This is a genomic window from Pontibacter sp. GD13 (assembly GCF_058216355.1).
This window is the reverse complement of record NZ_JBYZMQ010000006.1, coordinates 191,558-210,500: the sequence shown is the minus strand read 5'-3', so window position 1 is coordinate 210,500 and position 18,943 is coordinate 191,558. Positions and strand designations below refer to the sequence as shown.

The 18,943-nt window shown below is 52.3% G+C and carries 13 protein-coding genes; 6 read left to right on the top strand and 7 right to left on the bottom strand.

All coding sequences use genetic code 11. The features are described from left to right. Positions 1 to 25 precede the first annotated feature (25 nt). On the top strand, positions 26 to 457 hold the full coding sequence (locus tag AC4BAN_RS10895) for a VOC family protein (protein WP_490564431.1): 432 nt from the start codon (positions 26 to 28) through the stop codon (positions 455 to 457). A gap of 80 nt (positions 458 to 537) precedes the next feature. On the opposite strand, the gene def is transcribed toward AC4BAN_RS10895, so the two are convergent. The 6 genes from def to AC4BAN_RS10865 form a co-directional block, all read right to left on the bottom strand. After that, entirely contained in the window at positions 538 to 1,107 is a 570-nt protein-coding gene (gene def / locus AC4BAN_RS10890) for a peptide deformylase (RefSeq protein ID WP_490564430.1), read from the bottom strand. Beyond that, a complete protein-coding gene (gene ruvX / locus AC4BAN_RS10885; protein WP_490564429.1) occupies positions 1,104 to 1,520 on the bottom strand; it encodes a Holliday junction resolvase RuvX in 417 nt (138 codons plus the stop codon). The genes def and ruvX overlap by 4 nt, the downstream gene beginning before the upstream one ends. A gap of 126 nt (positions 1,521 to 1,646) precedes the next feature. Next, a complete protein-coding gene (locus tag AC4BAN_RS10880) occupies positions 1,647 to 4,067 on the bottom strand; it encodes a TonB-dependent receptor domain-containing protein (RefSeq protein WP_490564428.1) in 2,421 nt (806 codons plus the stop codon). Between the two features lie 5 nt (positions 4,068 to 4,072). Next, complete coding sequence (locus AC4BAN_RS10875; protein ID WP_490564427.1) at positions 4,073 to 5,458, bottom strand: HTTM domain-containing protein; 1,386 nt, start codon at positions 5,456 to 5,458, stop codon at positions 4,073 to 4,075. A 25-nt stretch (positions 5,459 to 5,483) separates the two neighbouring features. Next, on the bottom strand, positions 5,484 to 6,596 hold the full coding sequence (locus tag AC4BAN_RS10870; RefSeq protein WP_490564426.1) for an imelysin family protein: 1,113 nt from the start codon (positions 6,594 to 6,596) through the stop codon (positions 5,484 to 5,486). Between the two features lie 94 nt (positions 6,597 to 6,690). Continuing rightward, a complete protein-coding gene (locus AC4BAN_RS10865; RefSeq protein ID WP_490564425.1) occupies positions 6,691 to 7,800 on the bottom strand; it encodes a DUF4856 domain-containing protein in 1,110 nt (369 codons plus the stop codon). Positions 7,801 to 8,068: 268 nt separating this feature from the next. On the opposite strand from AC4BAN_RS10865, the gene AC4BAN_RS10860 reads away from it, so the two are divergent. The 5 genes from AC4BAN_RS10860 to AC4BAN_RS10840 all read left to right on the top strand — a co-directional run bounded on the left by AC4BAN_RS10860 (position 8,069) and on the right by AC4BAN_RS10840 (position 14,893). Next, a complete protein-coding gene (locus tag AC4BAN_RS10860; protein WP_490564441.1) occupies positions 8,069 to 9,721 on the top strand; it encodes a S41 family peptidase in 1,653 nt (550 codons plus the stop codon). A 77-nt stretch (positions 9,722 to 9,798) separates the two neighbouring features. Next, on the top strand, positions 9,799 to 10,998 hold the full coding sequence (locus tag AC4BAN_RS10855; RefSeq protein ID WP_490564424.1) for a homogentisate 1,2-dioxygenase: 1,200 nt from the start codon (positions 9,799 to 9,801) through the stop codon (positions 10,996 to 10,998). Positions 10,999 to 11,096: 98 nt separating this feature from the next. After that, positions 11,097 to 11,624, top strand: a complete 528-nt coding sequence (locus AC4BAN_RS10850; protein WP_490564423.1) for a hypothetical protein — start codon at positions 11,097 to 11,099, stop codon at positions 11,622 to 11,624. A gap of 18 nt (positions 11,625 to 11,642) precedes the next feature. After that, entirely contained in the window at positions 11,643 to 12,020 is a 378-nt protein-coding gene (locus tag AC4BAN_RS10845; protein WP_490564422.1) for a co-chaperone GroES, read from the top strand. Between the two features lie 299 nt (positions 12,021 to 12,319). Beyond that, complete coding sequence (locus AC4BAN_RS10840) at positions 12,320 to 14,893, top strand: DUF5916 domain-containing protein (protein ID WP_490564421.1); 2,574 nt, start codon at positions 12,320 to 12,322, stop codon at positions 14,891 to 14,893. 91 nt (positions 14,894 to 14,984) lie between these two features. Here AC4BAN_RS10840 and AC4BAN_RS10835 read toward each other — a convergent pair whose 3' ends face one another. Next, positions 14,985 to 18,746 (bottom strand): S8 family serine peptidase, encoded by a 3,762-nt coding sequence (locus tag AC4BAN_RS10835; RefSeq protein WP_490564420.1) that lies wholly within the window; start codon positions 18,744 to 18,746, stop codon positions 14,985 to 14,987. Positions 18,747 to 18,943: the final 197 nt, after the last annotated feature.

Genomic DNA, 18,943 nt, shown 5'->3' with positions numbered 1-18,943 from the left:
TCTAACACTAAAAAATCCAACTTAAATGGCTGCAATCAACCCTTACCTAACCTTTGCCGGCAACTGCGAAGAGGCGTTCAATTTTTATAGATCCGTATTCGGAGGCGAATTCCCGTATGTGGGCCGCTTTAAGGACATGCCATCCGAAAAACCTATACCCGAGGAGGAAGGCAACAAGATCATGCACATATCGCTGCCAATCAGCCAGGAAACAACGTTAATGGGCAGCGACTCTTCCGAAGCCTTTGGCCAGGCAACTAGCAAAGGCAACAACTTCTCTATCTCGATCAACGCGGAAAGCGAGGAGGAAGCAACCAAGTTATTCAACGGGCTTTCGGAGGGCGGCAAAGTAACCATGCCGCTGAACAAGACTTTCTGGGGCGCTTTGTTTGGGATGTTTACAGATAAGTTCGACATCCAGTGGATGGTGAATTTCGACTACGAGCAAAAGCACTAACACTACGTGTCGTTATAACAGCAAGCGGCCTGCCACAGATCATGTAGCAGGCCGCTTGCTTATACTTCGCAATATTATACTTAGCGCTTCTTTGCCAACGCCGGGAACTTCATTTTATAATCGGCGTCCACATCGCCTTTGGTTATCTTGACTAACCTGTTCTTGATCAGGCGCTTCTTCAGGGCGTTCAGGTGGTCTGTGAACAGAATACCCTCAATGTGGTCGTACTCGTGCTGTATCACGCGGGCCGTCATGCCATCGTACGTGTCCTGGTGCTCGTTCCAGTCCTGGTCGAAGTAGCGGATAACGATGCGCTCGGGGCGGTAAACCACCTCGCGCACACCCGGTATACTGAGGCAGCCTTCTTCAAAGCCCCACTCTTCGCCGGTCTCTTCCACGATCTCCGGGTTAATAAACGCCTTCTTCACGCCCTTTCCCTCATCGCCTTCGTCCATCATCGGCTCGGAGTCGATCACGAACAAGCGAATGCTCTTGCTGATCTGCGGTGCTGCCAGCCCCACCCCGTGGGCATGGTACATGGTGGCATACATGTCCTCTACAAGCTCCTGCAGGTTTGGGTAGTCCTGGGGAATGTCCTGGGCTTCTTTTTTTAATACTGGATCGCCGTAAGCGGTAATCGGGTAAATCATATGTTTCTGCTTTCTAAATACGATTGTAAAATGATGGCTGCGCTCACCCGGTCCACAGTGGCCTTGTCCTGGCGGTCCTTCTTCTTCAGGCCGCCGGCCAGCATGGCCGCCTGCGCCATTTTAGAGGTAAAGCGCTCATCCACTAAATGCACCGGAATGCCCGGAAACGTTTTCTGCAGCGTACGGTGGAAACCCACCACATGCTGCGTGGCCTGGGTTTCTTCGCCGGAAAGGCGGCGCGGCATGCCCAGCACAAAGGCCTCTACGGGCTCGCGCTGTACATAGTCCTTCAGATAGGCTAACACATCTTTGGCGTGAACGGTTTCTAAAGGGTTCGCAATTAGCTGCAGCACATCTGTGGTGGCCAGCCCTACGCGTTTGGTGCCGTAATCAATTGCCAGTATTCTACCCATGTTTTTGCATTTCTGCCGCAAAGGTAAGGATTTTAATTATCGGATGACAATGGTTGATGGCACCGGCGACGAACAAATACTGGCACAAGCCCCGATGTGCAGGTGCCGACAGGCCGTTTTCCAGCACTACAGCTTAAACTCTAGGGTAACATAGTAATTGCGTGCATCCGACGGAATAATACCCGGCCCCGGATAGCCTGTGGCACGACGGGTAAAGTAATGGTTGTCGGTCAGGTTGTTGATACCTGTTTCCAGAGTAAAGCGCCTGTAGGTATAGCTCCCCGACAGGTCCATGACCCAGTAAGCCGGGATAATGCCCACCACAGCCGTTGGCTCCAGGATGGAGTTTGGCGCATCGGTGTACTGCCTGGCGGTGTACGAGTACTGGTAGGCCAGCTTTAACTGGTTGCGCTTGAAGGAGAGGCCTGCCTTGGCGATAAGCGGCGGTGCCAGCTCTACTTCCTTACCGTTGATATTGGATAGGGGGCTGCTGTATTTTGTGTTGACCAGCGTTACGTTAGAGAAGGCCGAAAGGCTGGTTGGGTGGTCTGCGCCGAAGTATAGCTTCAGCAGGTCAGCTTCCACAAAGGTTTCGAGGCCGATGTTGCGGGAGTCGCCCACATTGGTGCGGATGCGGTTGGTGGTGCCCGGTATGTTCTGGTAGTTGATGCGGTCTTTGTATGCCAGGTAAAACAGGCTGGCATCGAAGTTAAGCAAGCCGCTGACGTTGCCGCGTATGCCCAGGTCGGTGCTGTAACCCGACTCATCTTTCAGGTTCTGGTCCACGAACTGGTTTGGGTTGATCACGCGCATGTCGTTGAAGTTAATGGCGCGGTAGTTCTGCGAGAAATTCGCGTATACCTCCAGCTGCTGGCTCTGTTTGTAGCTTAAACCCAGGCCCAGTAGCAGCACATTGCGCGTGCTCTCCCGGGCTTCCGCCACTTCCTCGTCCCGGATAATGTTCTGTGCCTGGTCTCGTACCACATCGCGGTAGCTGCCGTCTGCGTTCGTGTTGATCCACTCGTAGCGGATGCCCGGCGTCAGGCTTAGTTTTGGCGTGATGTTGAAGATGTTTTCGGCGAACAGGGCCACGTTACGGCTCAGGTAATCGTAGCTGGAAGCGTTGGGTGCCCCGGTTTCGGAGTAGAAATGGAAATTGTGGGTAGCTGCGGCAGAGCCGTCGCCTTGCTTTTGGTCGGTAAAGCCGCGGTAATAGCGGGCACCTACCAACAGTGTAGAAAACGAACTGCCCAGGTCGTAGCGATGGATCAGGCGGGTTTCGTTGCCAAAGTTATGGAACTGGTCCTGCAGCAGGGTGCGCGGTTGCGTCACATCGTCGGGACGGCTGATCTTGCCCATGTACCCCAGCGCGTCGCGTTGTGCCAGCAGGCCGAAGTTCCGGATGTTCAGCTTGGTGCGCTCATTCACGCGGTAATCCAGTGTCAGGGCCATCAGGTTCCAGTTCACTTTAAACCAGTTCCGGTCCCGGATAGACTGCCGCGCATCCTGGTTAAAGGCCACGTCTGTTAAACCGCCGGGCTGCTGGGCCAGGTAATCCATAAACGTATAGTTAAAACCGATCTGTAGCCTGTTGTTCGGGGTGTATTGCACAGCGGCAAAGGCCGTGTGCGCATCAAAGCCGGCGTTATCGCGCCAGCCGTCGCCGCGCTTGTACTGGTAAAAGCCGTAGTAACGCATTTTCCCTTTGGTGCCGCCCACGCTGTTAAAGGAGTTGACCAAGCCCCATGATCCCGCTGTCTGGCGGCTGGTCAGCTCAAAAGGCTTATCCTCCGGCCCTTGCTTCATCACAAAGTTGATCATGCCGCCAAACTGCGTGCCGTATTGCAGCGAAGCCGCCCCACGCACCACCTCAATTCTATCCAGCGCCTCGGTGGGAGGGGTGTAGTAGCTCTCGGGGTAGCCCAGCGCATCCGCCGAGATATCGTAGCCGTTCTGGCGGGTGTTGAAGTTGGAGGTGCGGTTCGGGCTTAGGCCGCGCCCCCCAATGCCCAGCTGCAAGCCGGCCCCGTCGCTTTCCCAAATGTTCAGGCCAGCCACTTTGGCGAATACCTGGCGGCTGTTGTTGGTAGCTTTATTAGCGGTGATGTCGCTCAGTACCACTACCTCGCTCTTCTTGCCTTCGTAAATGGCGGTTCCCTCCACTGAGTTAAGGCGTGTAATGCCGAAGGTCTTCTCCTGTTCGCCCTTCACGTTCACTTCTTTCAGCTTGCCTTCCAGGGGCTTGAGCTGGAAGTTAAGCACCGCATCGGCATTGCGGATGGTTACTTGCTGCGTAGTGGAGCTCAGGCCGGTGCCCACGCTGTAGGCGGTTATGGTATAGGTGCCGGCGGGCAGGTCGTTTATCCTGTAAGTGCCCTTTGCATCAGCCTTGTACAATACGCCGGTGTTTACCAGCAGTACCTCGGCTTGCGGGGCCGCTAGCCCACTGGTTGCGTTGCTGACTCTGCCTGAAACAGAAAAAGTTTGTGCCAGCGAAAGGTGCAGGCTAAAAAGAAAAAGGAGGAATGTGAGTGTACAGCGATGCATCTTGTTTAGGGCTGCCCTACAGCTTGTGGCTGCAGCGCTTCGTCGTTAAAAGGTAAAATCCAGCTTTTCGGCACAAAGCTTTCTTCCTGGGCCGCTAAGTTAACACTTGGATCTATTAAAAGCCTGCTGCTGCGTCCATTCATACTTACATACACCTCTGAGCGTACCTCCGGGGCCGGAATGCCTTTGCGTTGGTATTCGTCGTGCAGCATGTGTGCGAACTGCAGCAGCATGTCGGGTTGCGTGGCCACCTGCTTTTCCTGGGTAATGGTCAGGTACTCGCGGTTGTTGATCTCTGTTTCGCCGCCGGTGCGCGGGTCTTTCACATAAAAAAAAGCCGTGCCTGTTTTCTCCATCAACATCACGCGCCACGAGAAGCGGTAACCCTGCTCGGTCCAGAAAAGCTTGTCGGGGTACAGCATGAAACGCCAGGGCACCAGCACCTGCACCATAAAGTACAGCGCCAGCAAAGTAAGCAGCAGCGGCTGCGCCCTGATGCGGGCCTGCCTTGCGAACCGGGGTTTGCTTGCCCCGCTTATACTTCTAAGCCAGCTGAGCGCCTTTTCGTGGAACCGCTCGGAGAAAAAGATCAGCGTGCACACCATCATGATGTACGGGAACATGCCGATCTGGAAAAGCACCGCTGTGAGCACATGAAACACCACCACGGTGGCGTAAGCCAGCCACCTGCTCCTGCGCCAGCTCAGAAAGAAAACGATGGTCAGGTCGTAAAAGGCGCCGAACCAGCAAAACAAGTAGGCTACCCATACTTTATCGAGCAGCGGACCGATGAGGGGCAGGTGCGTATGCGCGGGCAGCCAGTAGCGCAGTGGCATGGCCTCCAGCAGCCAGTCTGGGTTTAGCTTGGCCAGGCCTGCATAAAAGTATACCAGCCCCAGCTGCAGTTGAAAGATCAGCACGGTCCAGCGGGGCACCTGGCTTACCCAGCTAGCCGGGTGCCGCCTCGCATCGAGTGCGAAATGCCGGTTTGCCGGCACAAACAGCAGCAGCAAAGCCACCACGCTCACAAAGTAGTAGTGGTTGAGGTAGTTGGTTTTGTCGATGAGCTCGATGTAGGTGAAGCTCAGGAAGAACAACAGCGCAGACCAGCGGTAAAAAAGGCCCAGCAGGATGCCCAGCGCCGAAACTGCCGCTAAGGCGAACAGGGCGTGCATGCCTGTCTCGCCCAGGGGTTTCACCCACTCAAAGCCGTAGTAAGGGAAGTATACTTTCGGCAGCACATACAGCTCCGTTACCCAGCCCTTCAGCATAAACCGAAGGATACCTGCCAGCATCATGCCGCCAAACAGCACCCGGAACACTGCCAGCGGGGCAGCAGACACCGGTGCGGTGAGGTAACAGGTTAGCTTTTGTGGCCGGAGTGAGCGCATATCGCAGAAGGTCTGGCGACCGGGGTTAATCGCCGTCGTTGTCGGTGTAGTTAATAGTGACCCCCAGGGCAGCCGGCATGTCGGTTTTGGTGAGTACAATGAGCTGCTGCAGTTCGTCGTAGGCCTTGGTTACCGCTTGCGGCTGCGTGTTTACGGCCTCCGAAAGGGGACCCTGGATGGCATTGGCAGCGGCCAGGGCCGCATCAAACTGCGCTTCTATGGCTTCCGAAAGCAGGCCGCCGTTGTACTGCGCCTTCACATGGTCCAGGTAATCATCCAGGCCAGGTCCGTTTGTGCCGCTGGCGGTCAGGCCCATAAAAATTGCTTTTTCGGCCCGTATTGCGCGGGTAAGCATGTCCAGGGAGTTCTTGCTGTAATAAGCCTCCACTTTGTCCGGGTACGCATTACCTGCCGTAAACCGGCCGCTGGGTATGCCTAGTTTTGCCCCCTTGGTTACGTCAATGTCAGAGTTAAGCCCGTTCACGAGGTCTCCTACGGCGCTGCCTACCGCCGTGCCGGCAGAGGCTTTAAACTTTGCCGTGTAGTTGCTTGTAGTCCAGCCCGCATAGGTGGCCTCGGCGCGCTGCTTTATCATGTTGGCGACGTCCTGCACATACTTTTTACGGTTGGCAGCACTTGGCGCGGTGGTATAAAGGGCAAGCGTTTCGGCATCAGTGCTCTTGGTGTACAGCAGGTAATCCACAGCGGGGAAGCCTTTTGCATACAGGTTTGCCGTAGCCTGCAGGTCGTAGTTACCCGAGGCAACGTTTTGCTCGATCTGGCTGGTGGTAACGGGGTAAACATTCAGGTTGCTGCGCAGCATTTGTTCCTCTCCAGGCCCAAACTTATACAAACTCACATCCTGCCAGGCCTTGTACGCCTCCAGGTACTCTTTGCGGGCAGCGGCCAGCGTGGCAGCCGTGGGGTTAGCGTTGAACGCAGCTACAGCGGCAGCCATCTCCGTAGATTCGGTTTGAAAAGCCAGGTAACCCGGCACGATCAGGTTATCGGCATAGTTGGCCAGCATGGCCTCGCGGTCGTAGTCCGTAGTAGGCCCAGAGGGGCTATCGGAGCCGCAGCCGCTTAACAGCGCCAAAGTGGCGAGGGCAGCAAAAGTATAGTTTTTGAAAGCTTTCATACTGTACTTATTAGAATGCGAAAGGCAGTAGCCCGGCATGGTATGATGCCGCAGCTACTGCTTTCTGGTTTAAAACACTACGTTGTGGCAGCGGTTACAACTGGCCTTTAATGGCATCCAGGTTATAAGCTGCGCTTAGTATATCAATAGCCGCCTGAATGTCGGTGCCGGTGGTAGCATAAAGGTTAGTGCCGATCTTGGCCATAAAGGCATCATACTTGGCATCGGTCAGTTTACGGTCAGTTTTAAACTTTAAGCCCATCACAAAGCCCATTGCCTCTGATAAATAATGGCTTTTCTTGGCCTGATCAGCCACGCTTTCTTTCGCCTCGTTTAACTCGTGAATGGCCGAGCCAACCACCAGCCTTTCCCACTCTGTTCTGATCGTGGCGGCAGCGGCATCCTTGCCTTTCATATCTTTGGCAGAGATAGCGGCTCTCCCTTTCAGAAAGGCATCCATCAGCGCTTTGTTACTGCCTAGGGCAGCATTTACCTGGTTGCTGTAGTTTGCCCAATAATCTAAGCCAGTTAAATTAGTAGGGAAATCCTTGGGTGCTCCAAAATAACCAAAAGCCTCATCCCAGTGGTGCTCCATCAGAGTGCCTTCACCTGGGGTTACAGTTGTGTTGTCTACGGCTGGGCCAATTTTTTCGGCTGTCAGGTAGCCCTCCACGGCCTGGTAATAGAACACGCCTCCCATCAGTCCCTTCGAGATCACCTGGCCGAATTCTACGCCTTTGTCGTTTACCAGGTATTTTCGGGTGCCGTCGGCTGAGGTTAGGATACCGGCAGTGCCGTTGCTAGCTGCAGCGCCTGCTGTCTGGCTGGCCGCGGCCACCGCATCGAAATAACCTTCGAAAGTGCCGGTGGCAGTGGCGATTGTCTTGTTCTTAAGTTGCTTGCTGGTGGCCGCGTTCAGGTTGGCGTTGGCAAACGGTGCGTTTGCGTTGGCGTACATGTTCTTCATTTTCTGGGCATTCAGCACTGCGCCGTTGTTGCCTGTTTTAATGTAGGCGTTCAGCTCATCCAGCATGTCAATGCGTGTTTCCTGACCTGAGTAATCCACGTTTGCGAAGTTGTAAGTGGCAGGCACGTCGTACGATGGGGTTTCTTCTTTGTCATCGGTACAAGAAGTAAAAGCAACGCAGGCTGCCAAAGTGAGTACAGCAAATGCTTTGTTTTTAAGTTGAGCAAGCATCATCATTCTATATTGTTTTTATTTAGACTTATTTTAAATAGTGAGGCAAAGCTAAGAAGCATCTAAATATTAGGCAAGCCTTATTTAAAATTATTTTAAATAAGCGGGTGTTATAAGTAAGCAGGGGGTGGCAGGCGCCTAAATAAAAGCAACTTTCGGCATTTTCTGCTTGTATAAATAAGATGCCTCCCAACAGAATTAGTTAAATTGGACACCTGCTTTTCAGTGAAAAAAACCACAGGCAAGGGCAATAATTTTTAGACATATGGATAAGATGGAACAAGGGGATGAAAAGAAGCACGTTCGAAACTCCCCATTTCAGATAAAACTGCCACTCTTTATTGCGTTGGCATTAACGGTAGGTGTCCTGATTGGGGCTACTACTTTCTCGCCATCTTCAAACAACCCCCAGGGCACGGCCAAAAGCTACCTGAAATTTAGGGATATCCTCAGTTATATAGACCGGGAGTATGTGGATGCGGTTAATATTGAGGAGCTTTCTGATTTCGCCATCACAAAAATGCTGGAGAAGCTGGACCCGCATACTTCTTACATCCCCGCTGACGAGATGCAAATGGCCCGTTCTTACCTGGAAGGCGACTTTGAGGGCATCGGCATTGAGTTCAATATATTCAAGGACACCATTTATGTGGTTACCCCCTTAAGCGGGGGGCCGTCGGAGGCAGCCGGTTTGCTGGCAGGGGATAAGATCATTAAAGTGGACGCCGAGAATGTGGCCGGAAAAGGAATTACCAACGAAGGGGTTTTCAAGCGCCTGCGAGGCCCCAAAGGCTCTAAGGTAAACCTGGCCATTCAACGCAAAGGCAATAAAAAACTGCTCGATTTCACGATCCAGCGCAATAAGATACCCACTTACTCCGTGGATGTAAGCTATATGGTAGATGATAAGACAGGTTATATAAAGGTAAGCCGATTCTCTGCCACCACATTCGAGGAATTTAAGAAAGCGCTCGACGAACTACGTAAAAAAGGGATGCAGCAACTGGTGCTGGACCTGCGCGGCAACCCGGGAGGCTACATGGACCACGCCATTCGCATGGCGGATGAGTTTATATCCGGCGAGAAGATGATCGTGTACACCGATGGAAAAGGAGACAAGTACGACTCCAGGACATTTGCGCGCGTGAAAGGCGACTTTGAGGATGGCCCCCTGATCGTGCTCCTGGACGAGGGCAGTGCCTCTGCCTCCGAGATTGTGGCGGGTGCCTTGCAGGATAATGACCGGGCCCTGATCGTGGGGCGGCGTTCTTTTGGCAAAGGCCTGGTGCAGATGCCTATTCCGCTGGATGACGGTTCTGAGTTGCGCCTGACCATTTCGCGCTATTACACCCCCAGCGGACGCTCCATCCAAAAGCCGTATCACGGCGATGCCGAGGAGTACCAGAAGGACATGCTGCACCGTTTCGAGAGCGGCGAGTACTTTCACCCGGACAGCAGCTTGTTTGCGGACTCTCTAAAGTATAAAACGTTGTTAGGGAGGCCGGTGTACGGCGGCGGCGGTATTATGCCCGACGTTTTCGTGCCCCGCGACACAACGGAGCTTTCGCCTTATCTGAGTGAGCTCTATAACAACAACATTATCCGGGAGTACACTTTAAACTATTACCGCGATAACCGCAAGACACTGGAGAAAATGCCGCTGAATACCTTCCGGAAACAATTTGAGGTAACTGATAAAATGCTGCAGGATGTGGTGCAGATGGCTAACAAGGCCGGCGTACCTTACCAGGATGCGGAGTTCAGGCGTTCCCGGAACTTGCTGCGCAACAACCTGAAAGCTTTTCTGGCCCGCAGCATTTACGGCAACAAAGGCTTCTTTCCGGTGCTGCATGCCGCTGATGAAGAGCTGCAGCAGGCACTCAAGCACTTTAACCAAGCGCAGCGGCTGGCAAAGGGCGGCGTATAAATAACTGATCTTAGTTTTGTAAATTGCTCCACAAGCGCATCGTTTTTAATTAAATTATAAACAAGAGCATCCCAAGTATGGCTTATTACTATAAGTTAGGAGAGATCCCGCACAAAAGACATACCCAGTTCCGGCAGCCCGATGGCAGCCTGTATGCAGAGCAGCTGGTGGGCACGCTGGGCTTCAGTGGCGTATCGTCGCTGCTGTACCACATTAACCCCCCTACCCAGATCAGTCGCATCGGTGAACCCCGGCCGTTTGCCCCCAAAAGGGCGGAAGGTATTAAGCTGGCGCCACACCATTTGCGTACCCTGCAGCAGAAAACCACCGGCACCCATTACCTGGATGCCCGGAAAACCATGCTGTTTAACAGCGATGTGGCCATCTGCATCTGCAACCCGTCGGAGCAGGAGATGGACTATGCGTATAAGAATGGGCAGGCCGATGAAGTAGTGTTTGTGCACGAAGGCACCGGCGACCTGATCACACAGATGGGGCGCATCCCGTTTAAACCCGGCGACTACCTGGTTATCCCGCGCACCATCATCCATAAATTCCGCTTCGATGCAGGCGATGTGCGCCTGTTAATCATAGAGTCGTTTAGCCCGATAGAAACACCGCGCCGCTACCGCAATCACTTTGGGCAGCTACTGGAGCATTCGCCCTTCTGTGAGCGCGACATGCGCCCACCCGTGGAGCTGATCACGGAAAACGAGCAGGGCGAGCACCTGGTGCAGGTAAAGAAAGAGGGGGAGCTTCATCAGTTCTATTATGACTTTAGTCCATTTGACGCCGTGGGCTGGGATGGGTACTTTTACCCCTATGCCTTCTCCATCTATGACTTTGAACCCATAACAGGCCGCATTCACCAGCCGCCTCCGGTGCACCAAACATTTGAGGCGCATAACTTTGTGATCTGCTCGTTCGTGCCGCGCCTGTTCGATTACCACCCGCTGTCCATCCCGGCACCTTACAACCATTCCAACGTAGACTCCGATGAGGTGCTTTATTACGTAGATGGCGATTTTATGAGCCGTAAGGGCGTAGACCGGGCTTCTTTCACCGTGCACCCCGGCGGCATTCCGCACGGCCCGCACCCGGGCACCGTGGAGGCAAGCATCGGCAAAAAGGAAACGCATGAGTACGCCGTGATGATTGATACCTTTAAGCCCTTGCACCTGACAGAAGAGGCGGCTGCTCTGATGGATGAAAATTATCCTATGAGTTGGAAAGAAAATGGAAATGGGAAGGTGCGCAAGGGTGATATGTTTGATTAATCCAATCTTTATTTTGTAAATTGCGGCAGGAAAAGCAGTTATATTTGCTCTTCCTGCCGCAATTACATTTTATACTACCCTTAATCACCCTTATTTTTATGAAACAAGTACTTTTAGCCCTTGTAGTCTTGTTGACATTTACCGTTGTGTCGTGCAAGCAATTTGATGAACTGCTCACTTTCCACATTGATCAGGAAGAGGTCATCGAGATTCCCGCCAGTCCGCTTATCGGCCAGGTAATACCCGTAACCCCCGTCACAGTAGACACAAACTCCAGCGAAGATTTTAAAAACAATAAAACCCGTTCTGAGTTAGTAAAAGATGTTGTGTTGAATAAACTCGACCTCGACATCACCAGTCCGCAGGGCGAGAACTTTGATTTCCTGAAAAAGATCGAGATCTACATTTCGGCTGAGGGCAAGAGCGAGGTAAAAGTGGCTTACCTGGAAGAGGTGCCGCAGGGTGCCAGCACCATCTCCCTGAAAACTACTAACACAAAACTGGACACATATATCAAAGGCGACACGTATACCATCAGTACGCGCGCAACGCTAGCAAAGGCTGTTGCCCAAAAAGTGACGATCAAAGCAAAAATGCGTTTCAAAGTAACTGCAAATCCTTTATAAATGATGCATCCTTTACCCATGAGGATTTCTGAAAAGAATACACTGGAAAAAATCATCATAGTGGGTGATCGTGTATTGATAAAACCCAAAACAGCCCGCGACCAGACAAAGAGCGGCCTGTACCTGCCCCCTGGTGTACAGGCCAAAGAGAAAGTGCAGGAAGGCTATATCATGAAAGTCGGTCCAGGCTATCCGATACCAATGGACTATGGCTTTGAGGAGGAACCCTGGGGAGGGGAAGAGGAGGATGTGCGCTACATTCCGCTACAGGCAAAAGAGGGCGACCTGGCCATTTACCTGCAACGCGATGCCATTGAAATAAATTATTTGGGAGAGAAGTATTTCATCGTGCCGCAGGCAGCCGTGCTGATGCTGGTGCGCGAAGAGAACTTATAAGTCGAACAGAAACTGAATGAAGCCACGTTTGGAAACAAGCGTGGCTTTTTTGTTGTCCGTTTCCGGGCAAAAACTGCCCGGAAACGTGCACCTGTACCGCGCTGAAACTGCATATAAATGAAAGTAATATATTGATAATTAGAATGTTGTGATTTATGGCATGCCGTATGTAACACGTAGCGAGGAGGTTCAAAAAAATGTTTGCTGCCAAAGCAACCTTTGGCAGTGGTGTGTCATCTTTTAGATGCCTGGTGGTTACAGGATTTAAATCAGTTATACTTACCGCACGTGCTCATACTATGAAAAAGTTTTTACTGCTGATGCCAACTTCGCGGCAGCTTCTTGTGCTTTGCCTTTGCTGTACTTTTTTTGCAACAACCAGCGCCTGGGCGCAGGAGCAGAAGCCGGAACAGAAGAAAGAGTATAATTTCCCGCAAAAGCAGCTGAAAGCCCTGCGCGTGACCGATGCACCTAAAGTTGACGGCATCCTGGACGAGCCTATCTGGCAGGATGCCGAACTGGCGACAGATTTTATCCAGCACAGGCCAACCCCCGGCCCCCTGGAACAGCATAAAACAGAGGTGCATGTGCTCTACGATGATGAGGCCATCTATGTAGGCGCGGTCATGCATGATGTCTCGCAGGACAGCATCTTTAAAGAGCTGGGCCGCCGCGACAACTTCGGGAACACGGATTTCTTCGGCGTTTTCCTGGATACCTACCATGATGAGATTAACGGGGTGGCGTTTTTCGTGACTCCTGCCGGTGTGCAAATGGATGCGCGCTATTCCTCCTCCAATGGCGAGGATTTTAGCTGGAACGCGGTGTGGGAGAGTAGTGTAAGCCTGCAGGGAACAGATTGGGTGGCTGAATTTAAGATACCCTACTCGGCCATTAGGTTCGGCAGCAAAGCAGAGCAGCTGTGGGGCATAAATTTTATGCGAAACCGCCAGTCTACCCGAAAAGCTTTCTTTTGGAACTTTGTAGACCCCGCCAAAGATGGTTTTGTGAACCAATGGGGTACCTTAACTGATATCAGGAACATCGAAGCCCCCCTGCGCCTTTCCTTCACGCCCTACCTGTCGTCTTTTACAAACAGCTACCCCTATACCAAAGAAGGCAGCGAGAAAATAAAGTATAAGCAGGACTTTAATTTTAGCGGGGGCATGGACCTCAAGTATGGTATAAACGATGCCTTTACCTTAGACATGACCCTGATACCTGATTTTAGCCAGGTGCAGTCGGATAACCAGGTGCTGAACCTCTCTCCCTTTGAAGTGCAGTTTAATGAGAACCGGCCCTTTTTTATGGAGGGCACAGAATTATTTAACAAAGGTGGATTTTTCTACTCGCGGCGTATAGGTGGCCAGCCGGTAAACAATGCGATCGATACCGAGGTAAGATATGCCGGCTATACAGTGATAGATAACCCGATCGAGACAAAGATGATCAACGGCACCAAAATTTCCGGTCGTACCCAGTCTGGGTTGGGGGTAGGGGTTTTTAACGCTGTGGTAGGGAGCCAGTTTGCTACCCTCGAGAGCGCTGAAGGAGAGCGGATAAAAGTAGAGACCCAGCCGCTTACAAATTACAACGTTACGGTGCTGGACCAGTCCTTAAAAAACAACTCTTACGTGACCTTCGTGAATACCAATGTGATGCGGCAGGGCACGACCTACGACGCTAACCTGACCGGGGCTGTGTTCCGTTTGGCCAACAAAGGAAACAAGTATGCCATTAGTGGAAAAGCCGCTGTCAGCCAGCGCTACTTCTCCGACAGCACGGACCTGGGCTATATGTATAACCTGCGAGTAGGGAAGGTAAGCGGAAATTTCACCTACAGTTACAGCCACACCGTAGAGTCGGACACCTATAACCCCAACGACCTGGGCATATTGTTTACGCCTAACAGCGTGGAGGAGAACCCGCAGCTGCAGTACAACTTTTACAAGCCTATCTGGAAACTGTTGAACTTGTACACCAATCTGGGCGCTGTGTATGAGCGCCGGTACAAACCCGATGCCTTTCAGAATTTTGTTATCTACAGCAACGTGAACGGCACGTTTAAGAATTTCTGGAGCGCAGGCATGTTTGCCAACCTGGAGCCCGTTGAAACAAACGATTTTTTTGAGCCGCGTGTGGCAGGGCGTGTCTATGTCTTTCCGGTAAACAACAGCGTGGGCGCCTGGGTATCTACAGACTACAGAAAGAAATTTGCCCTGGATGTAGAAACCAGCTACCGCGCTTTTAACGAGAACGACCGGCACAATGTGAATTACAGTATTTCGCCGCGCTACCGGGTAAACAACCAGCTTTCCTTTAACTACTCCTTCAGCCGCAACGCCAGGTATGACGACATAGGGTTTGCCAACAGGTTCGACCCGGATCTGGATGATGGCAAAGACGAGGTAAAGGTGATATTTGGGCTCCGCGAGGTGCTCACCACTTCAAACACCCTGTCAGGAAGCTACATCTTCAACAACCGCATGTCAGTCTCGCTCAGGGCACGCCACTACTGGTCGAGTGCAAAGTATAACCGCTTCTTTAGCCTGACAAACGAGGGGCAGTTGCTGCCCGATACGTATCCGCAAGGGTATAAGCAGGGGAATGAGGAAAGGTTTGCCGGCAAAAACCACGACATCAACTACAATGCCTTTAACGTGGACATGGTGTACTCCTGGTGGTTTGCGCCAGGCAGCGAGATCAGCGTTGTCTGGAAAAACGCCATACTACAGAGCGGCGAGCAGATCGAGGTAAACTATTTCGATAATTTCTCCCGTACCATCACCTCGCCCCAGAACAACACCTTCTCTATTAAAATACTGTATTACCTGGATTACCTGACGTTGCGAAGCAAACTGAAGAAAGCATAGTTTGAGCAATCTCCTATTGCTGCGTTTACACCCTGCAACAAAAAACCCCGGCTCTAACCGGGGTTTTTTGTTGCAGGGTGTAAACGAACGGTTAATGCTGTACCAGTATTTTTTCGGTGTACATGGTGTCGCCGTGGCTTACACGCAGTACATACAAACCTGATGCACTTGAGCTAAGGTTGATGAACCCTTCGTACTGGCCGAAATGGTTGGCTACTTTGCGGCTCATGATCTTGTTCCCCAGCATGTCGGTTACTTCAAAAAGAATGTCCTCGGGCTGCGCTGTCTCCAGTTCGAGCCTGAAATGGCCGGTGCTTGGGTTAGGCGAAACCACCAGAGCGGTGCCGAGTTCGCGGATGCCCTCTTTGTAAGAAAAACTGTACGCCCTGGACATCTCTGAAACGCAACCCTCCTTAAACACGATTACGCTGTACTCGCCGCTTTCTTTTGGCGCAAATACCTGGCCGGTGGCCCCCTCAATTGCCTGGGTACCCTTAAACCACTGGTTGCCCACTGGCTCGCTGGATACCAGCGTTTGCTTGTCGCGGGTTATCTCGGGCTGTCCCAATGGGGTGCCGCCTTTAATTAAAGCCGCAACACGCGGGCTCTCGCAGCCCAGGGCACGCACCTTCATGTCGTAGAAGTAATAGTAGTATGACTCTGTGTTAGGGCTGGCCGTATTTCCGGTGATTGAAACCACGTTCCCGGCCTGGAAAGGATATCCTGTCACGCCGGCATTGTTCCTGAAAATAGTGGCCCCGTTCTCATAAGAGATTGATATTCTATAGTTTCCTGCTGCCGGCAACTCCAGGCCCAGGTAATAAACGGCGCCAGCATCGTTCGGGTCGTTTTCCTGAACACCCTCGGCAGGGGTAGTTCTGGTAGCGGTTACGTACAATGTTTTGGTAGACACTGGTGCCCCGTCCTCGTTAAACACCGTGAACGTGATCTTGCCACTGTTTCCGATGTACAGGCGTGCGCTCTCCAGCAACACAGGCGCTTTGGTGTTTATCAGCACATCTGGCGTGAAGGCATTGTATCCGCCTCCGGTAGCAAAGTTTTTATTAGGGGCGCCCAACGTTCCTTCAAACGAATTGAACGCTGCGTAAAGCTTGTCGCCCACTTGGGCAACCGGCACCTGCAACTGATTGCCCACGGCCACAGGCTGCTTGCTTGTAGGAGAGTTGAACCAGTAAACAGCTCCGCTACCCGCAGCTGACAAGGTGTAGTTAGGGTCGGTGCCACAGCGGAAAGCGGCTGCATCAACAGGGGCTGCTGCCGGCGAGCCAACCGTAAAGGCGCGCACCTGACGGTTATTTGTCTCTATGGCATCGTTTTGCAGACCCGAGAGGGCAATCAGTTCATAAGTGGCGCCTGCCTCGGTGGCAAACGATTCAGTTAGCATCAGTTCTGCGTGGGCATAAGGCTTCAGTTCCCCTGTAAAGGAAGTGGTCAGTTGTTTTATCTCCAGGCCATTTTTCCTGACGCTGATCGTAACTGGGATGTTGGTTTGGTTAGCAGAACCCAGGTTCTGGATGTTCACCAGCACTTTCTGCGAGGATGTGGCACAAAGCGATGCACCGATTGGGGTGACGGATGTTACGGCAATGTCGTTCAGGGGCTTTTCGAACTGAATCAGGTAATCCTGGGTTTCGCCGCGGGCATAGGTTCCGCAAGGTACCACCTCGGTGGCTACTGTGGTTTCCTGCACCACTACGCGCATGCGCACCTTGTTTCCGGTAACCCCATTGCCTGGTGCGGTGAGTGCAGCCTCAAACATGGCATTGCCAGCTAACACTTCCGATACCGCGGCGGTTTCTCCGGCATCCTCAAAGCTTCCGTTTCCATTCCAGTCGATAAATACTTTTGCGATTTTGGATGCATCTGCGCCACAGGTACCAACTCCCAACCGAAGCTGCTTGGTCTGGCCCGGTTCAAAGGCCAGTATGTTGGCTGTCAGGTCCTGGTAGGTTGTGCAGCCGGAGGCTAGTGTTTGCGTCTGCTTGCCCAAGCTAAAGGACGTGATCTTAGCGCCTGCATCAGAGGTTGGCCGGCTCTCGCAAACGGCAACGCCACCTGCTCCGCTCACGATCATGGCGTAAGCCTGCGGACCCTTAGACAGGGTACCTTTATGCTTTACTGTGATGGTGTAGGTTTCGCCGGGCACTGTATTCATGATCTTAACCTGTTCCACATTGTCCAGTCTGTTATCGCCGGTAGTGGCCGCGTTAGCAGGTGCGTTCGGATCCAATACCCAGGGCAGGTAGGTAATGGCCTTGTTCGTGATCCGTACATCCAAGTCGTTCACCAAACGCGGTGTGCGGTTATTGAGCACCTGTGAATTAACACTTATAGGCGTGGCCTCGGGGTCGGTCCAGGAGATGGTTACCACCAAAGGCCCGGCACCAGATGCGGTTACCTGTTTCGTGAAAGTCTGGTCTTGCGCCAGTGTATTTTCCAGGATCATATGGGTGCCATCCAGATTGGAAATAGTGGATGCGGCCCGTTTCATATTCAATAATCCCCAGCCATAGATATAGTCTGGCCCTGGTGTTTTGCCTGCTTCATCGGCGGTATGTATGGCTATTCCTTTTAAAGTAGCAGCCCGCATCACTTGTCCGTTTTTCAGGTTAGCATAATGCTCCTGTAGCAGCAGTAAGCTACCTGCCACGTTAGGAGAGGCCATAGAGGTGCCACTTAAAGTAGTGTAGGAGGTGTTGCCCTTATCGGAGGCGGACAAAACAGAAACGCCATTCCCTACCAGATCCGGCTTGATGCGGCCATCGTCGGTGGGGCCATAGCTGCTGAAAGAGGAGATAACCACATCAGTGCTTTCGCGGTAGCCTTCTGAGATTGGATTGACGGCGCCAACTGTTAGGATATTCTTGGCCGTGCCATAGGTAGAAATAATGTCATAGCCGTTGTTTTTGCTGATACTGCTACTGCGCGAGTCTACTTTAGTAAAGTTACCCGAGCTGTTGCGTTGGTAATAGGGCTGCCCTTCGTTGGGGCCTGTAGAGCTACGGTCGTTGCCGGCCGACTTCACGATCAGGTAATAGGGTGCGTTATAGGCAATCCTATCCCAGGTGGCAGCTGTTTCATTGTAGTATCCAAACTTATAATCTTCTGTAGCGCTGATATCCGGGTCTCCCCACCACTCCCAATACGGGTCCTCTGAGGTGCCTTTGCGGTCGGAGTTGTAGCGCCATCCTGAAATAGTACCATACGAATGGTTGGATATAAGTAGCTCGGGCGCTGCAGCGGCCATCTCGGCCACATCACCGTTAAAGTCCCATGCATTCAGTTTGGTAACCCCAAAGGCCATGCCCTTGGCAAGCGAGCTAACGCCTTTGGCTATCATGGTGCCCGCCACGTGCGTAGCATGTTCGCTGCTAGCAGAAGGGTTGTCTTTTTGAACCACGCGCTCACGCAGCTCCTGGTGCGAGGCCAGTACGCGCCCCCCATCCCACATGCCCAGTTTGTCGCGCACGGCACTGCTTGCCCCGCTTAGGCTCAGCCCCAGCGAACCGCCAGCCCACACCTCATTCGTTTTGGTGGTAGCCGCCGCTCTGGTGTTATTATAGGTGATATAGTAGATCGGTAACCCTTTGGCATCCAGTCCCTGCAAAGCGATATGCGTGCCGTCTGCATACGTTTTCTCAATGGTCCAGCCATTTTTTTTGGCTAGTTCAAGGGCTTTGTTGCGGCTGGCTTTGTAATCCTTTTCTGCAGAAACAGCAATACGGTCCAGTGCCTTAACATTCGCGCGAACCGGTGAATTACCGCGCTGTGCGAATGCAGTGGAGGCTGTTGCCAGTGTAGCGGCAACAAGCCAAAGGCTTAATCTTCTCATAAAAAGTATTAGGGTAGGTGTAATGGTCTTTCAATATATGACAAAATGCGAATAATGGCAAAGCAGTTCAATTTTCTTCGTTTATTTTTCTGTTTGCCATAACTTCGTTTGTGACCTCTGAAACTACTAAAAGTGCAAAAATAAAAAAGCGTGCACCAGATTATCTGGATGCACGCTTTTTAAGCAGAGAGTAAGAG